4 protein-coding genes are annotated in these 3,103 nt (G+C 37.8%); all 4 read left to right on the top strand.

What is annotated here, in order from left to right; all coding sequences use genetic code 11:
* The first annotated feature begins 193 nt into the window (after positions 1–193).
* Complete coding sequence (locus MTBBW1_RS28330) at positions 194–922, top strand: hypothetical protein (protein ID WP_186441220.1); 729 nt, start codon at positions 194–196, stop codon at positions 920–922.
* Complete coding sequence (locus MTBBW1_RS11310; RefSeq protein WP_186441219.1) at positions 909–1,952, top strand: potassium channel family protein; 1,044 nt, start codon at positions 909–911, stop codon at positions 1,950–1,952. The genes MTBBW1_RS28330 and MTBBW1_RS11310 overlap by 14 nt, the downstream gene beginning before the upstream one ends.
* Before the next feature lie 282 nt (positions 1,953–2,234).
* Positions 2,235–2,627: a YbjN domain-containing protein gene (locus MTBBW1_RS11305; RefSeq protein WP_080803484.1), complete on the top strand. Its 393-nt coding sequence runs from the start codon at positions 2,235–2,237 to the stop codon at positions 2,625–2,627.
* A 317-nt stretch (positions 2,628–2,944) separates the two neighbouring features.
* The coding region (locus MTBBW1_RS29980) for a PspA/IM30 family protein (protein ID WP_186441218.1) at positions 2,945–3,103 on the top strand (159 nt) is incomplete at its 3' end.

The following is a 3,103-nucleotide window of genomic DNA, read 5'->3' as shown; positions in this document are numbered from 1 at the left end:
TAATAAAAAAAGTTAAACAATCATGGCAGTAGAGACAAGGCAGGCCTTGTCTCTACTTCGCCATCCCCGATTATGAAAATGATGAGGGATATTTTTACGGTAAACAGGCATGATTATGTATCAATCATCCCCAAGTATAAAAATAATAATCCTTTTCATGGTAAGAATAACTAACAAAAAACAGGAATCAAATTTGTTAATAAACACAGACTTGATAACAGAGCAGAAGCGAGAGCTTGAAATTGCCAGAAAGCAGGCATCTGAATATGCCATGATATTTGACCTTTTGGCTCAAATTGCACACGCGGATAATGAAAGTAAAACCATTGAAAGCATACTAAATGTATTTCAGAATCTCTTTTCGCCCAGAAAACTGTTTTATATCTCCCTTCAGAATAATCAATCTGAAAAATTATATTCACTGCCGGTTTTAAATGAAGAAGAGATTACAATTAAAGAACGTTTATCAAGTTTTGATAAAGAATACGAGTGGACAGAATCCCTTAAGGGTTTTAGGGTAAAAATTCATTTCAAAGGACAAAAACTTGGAGTACTTGAAATTGATGAAATAGCTTTACCTGAATACAAAGAGCATTATCTTAATCTTACAATGTCCCTGATTGAAGTTTGCGGCCTTGCCATAGAAAATGCAAGGAAACACCAGAGACTAAAGGATGCCGGTAATCAGCTCAAAAAGGAAAAAGATGCTCTTGAGAAGGCTCTGTCAGAGATAAAACAGCTAAGTGGACTGTTACCAATATGTATGCACTGTAAAAGCATAAGAGATGACCATGGATACTGGAAACAGCTTGAAGAATACATACAGGAACGTTCCGGAGCACAGTTCAGCCACAGTATCTGCCGGAATTGCGCTAAAAAACATTATCCTGATTATGACTTATATGACGATGATATCAAGTAATAAAAACACTAATTTTATCAGGCAACTTATACATCTGCTCAAACGTGAAAAAATTCACAAAGTAATGCTTGCTGCAATTGCAGTTCTTTTGTTTGGAAGCACACTTATCATGTACTTTGAACAGAAGATCCGATTTAGTGACGCTTTATGGTGGTCAATTGTAACCATGACAACTGTGGGATATGGTGATATCTCCCCTGCAACCACAGGCGGGAGAGTTGTTGCACTTTTTGTCATGTTATCCGGAATCGGCCTTATCGGACTACTAACCGCAACAATTGCAACCATCTTTATTGAAAACAAACTGCTGGAGAAAAGAGGCGTGAAAGAGACGGATATTTCAAATCATTTTTTGATATGTGGCTGGAATTTCAAGGGCAACACCATTATATCCGAAATGAGGGCAGATCCAAAATCCAGATACAGCCCCATTGTTATTGTGGCAGAGCTTGCCCAAAGGCCAGATTCAGAAAACGATGACAACGTTATGTTTGTCAACGGCCAAATTGATGCGGCAACCCTTAAACGCTGCCATGCTGACAAAGCAATTGCGGCCATTATCCTATCTGATGAGTCCCTTGACTCATATTCAAGGGATGCAAAAACCATTTTAAATACAATGTCCATCAAAAACTTTAATCCTGAAATATACACCTGTGTTGAACTTATGAGTGCTAAAAATATGGAGCATTGTAAAATTGCAGGTGCTGACGAGATTATTGTGGCAGGAGAGATATCCACAAATTTGCTGGTACAGGGAGCGCTTAACCATGGCATAACCCGTCTTGTAAGCGAAATTGTAAGCAACCGGTACGGTCACGATCTGTACAAGATAAAATTACCAACTTATCTTGCCGGCAAAAATTTTTTTCAGGTTATGTGTCTTCTGAAAGAAAAAGAAAACTTGATATGCATAGGCATTGAAGATGGATCAGGCAAAAACATGACCGCCAATCCGGATAACGATTACATAGTTAAGGAGGATGACTGGCTTCTGGTGATATCCTGGGAAAGGCCGGACATATCCTGATTACACTCAAAAATCGACATCTTGTTAGCTTTCTCGGCATTGATTGGGCATCTTTCATTTGCCACTTTACACTTTTCTGAACACAATGCCTGTTCTTCTGGTAGCCTGTTCCGGGACGTGTAAAGTACTTTCTGCATGATACGAAGGATGTCATTTATTGTATTTGAGGCATTATTAATACGTAATCAACCATGCCCGTTTACAAAGGCAATCAAACTCAATTGCCCCTACAACGACCGTCTTTAGAATCAAACCCAAACTCTCAATTAAAGGAGATCATAAATGGAGAATAAATTTGAACTTGTAAAGAGCTATCTTCAGGATATGGAAATTTCCATTATTAAAGAGGATGTTCAGGAAGAACTTGTAATTGTTGAAGATGAAGACAATGGCATTAAAAATCTTGTCATAGATTGCGAGGCTCCTATTGTGATCATAGAGCAGATAATAATGAAGGTGCCAGAACAAACAAAAGAGCTTTACAAACGACTTCTTCAATTAAACAGAGAGCTTGTTCACGGAGCTTTTGTGCTGGATTCAGAGGAGAAATATATTATTTTCAGGGATACCCTGCAACTTGAGAACCTTGACAGAAATGAGCTTGAAGGCTCAATACATGCCCTGACCCTTGCCCTTTCGGAATATGGTTCAGAACTTCTTGCATACACAAAATAGTTTCTTGAACCACAGAACAGCTTCTTGAACCACAGAATATTTTCTTGAACCACAGAATATTTTCTTGAATACACAGAATTTTTTCTTGAATACACAGAATTTTTTGTTAATTACGCAAAATAAATTCGCAAATATGGGCATCCTTCATTTGCCGGTTTACACTTTTCCAATGCCAAAATAACCCAACTGTAGAGCCTCAATGCATTGCGTCTCTACTCCAGACAAGAAGTGTAAAGTACTTCAATCTGATATGAAGGATACCCAAATATATAGAAGAAACATTTTAAAAGTAACAATATATATTGAGGAGATAAAAAATGTCATTTTTCAGCAGACTTTTCAAAGTGGGAGAATCCAATGCCCATGCCATTATTGATAAAATGGAAGACCCCATAAAGATGACTGAACAGGGTATAAGGGATCTTAAAAAGGATCTGACAGAAGCAATGACCGCTCTCGCAGAAGTAAAGGGTATT

The sequence above is a fragment of the Desulfamplus magnetovallimortis genome (genome assembly GCF_900170035.1).
Lineage (GTDB): Bacteria > Desulfobacterota > Desulfobacteria > Desulfobacterales > Desulfobacteraceae > Desulfamplus > Desulfamplus magnetovallimortis.
The sequence above is the reverse complement of the archived record's forward strand: the minus strand, read 5'-3'. Positions and strand labels throughout refer to the sequence as shown.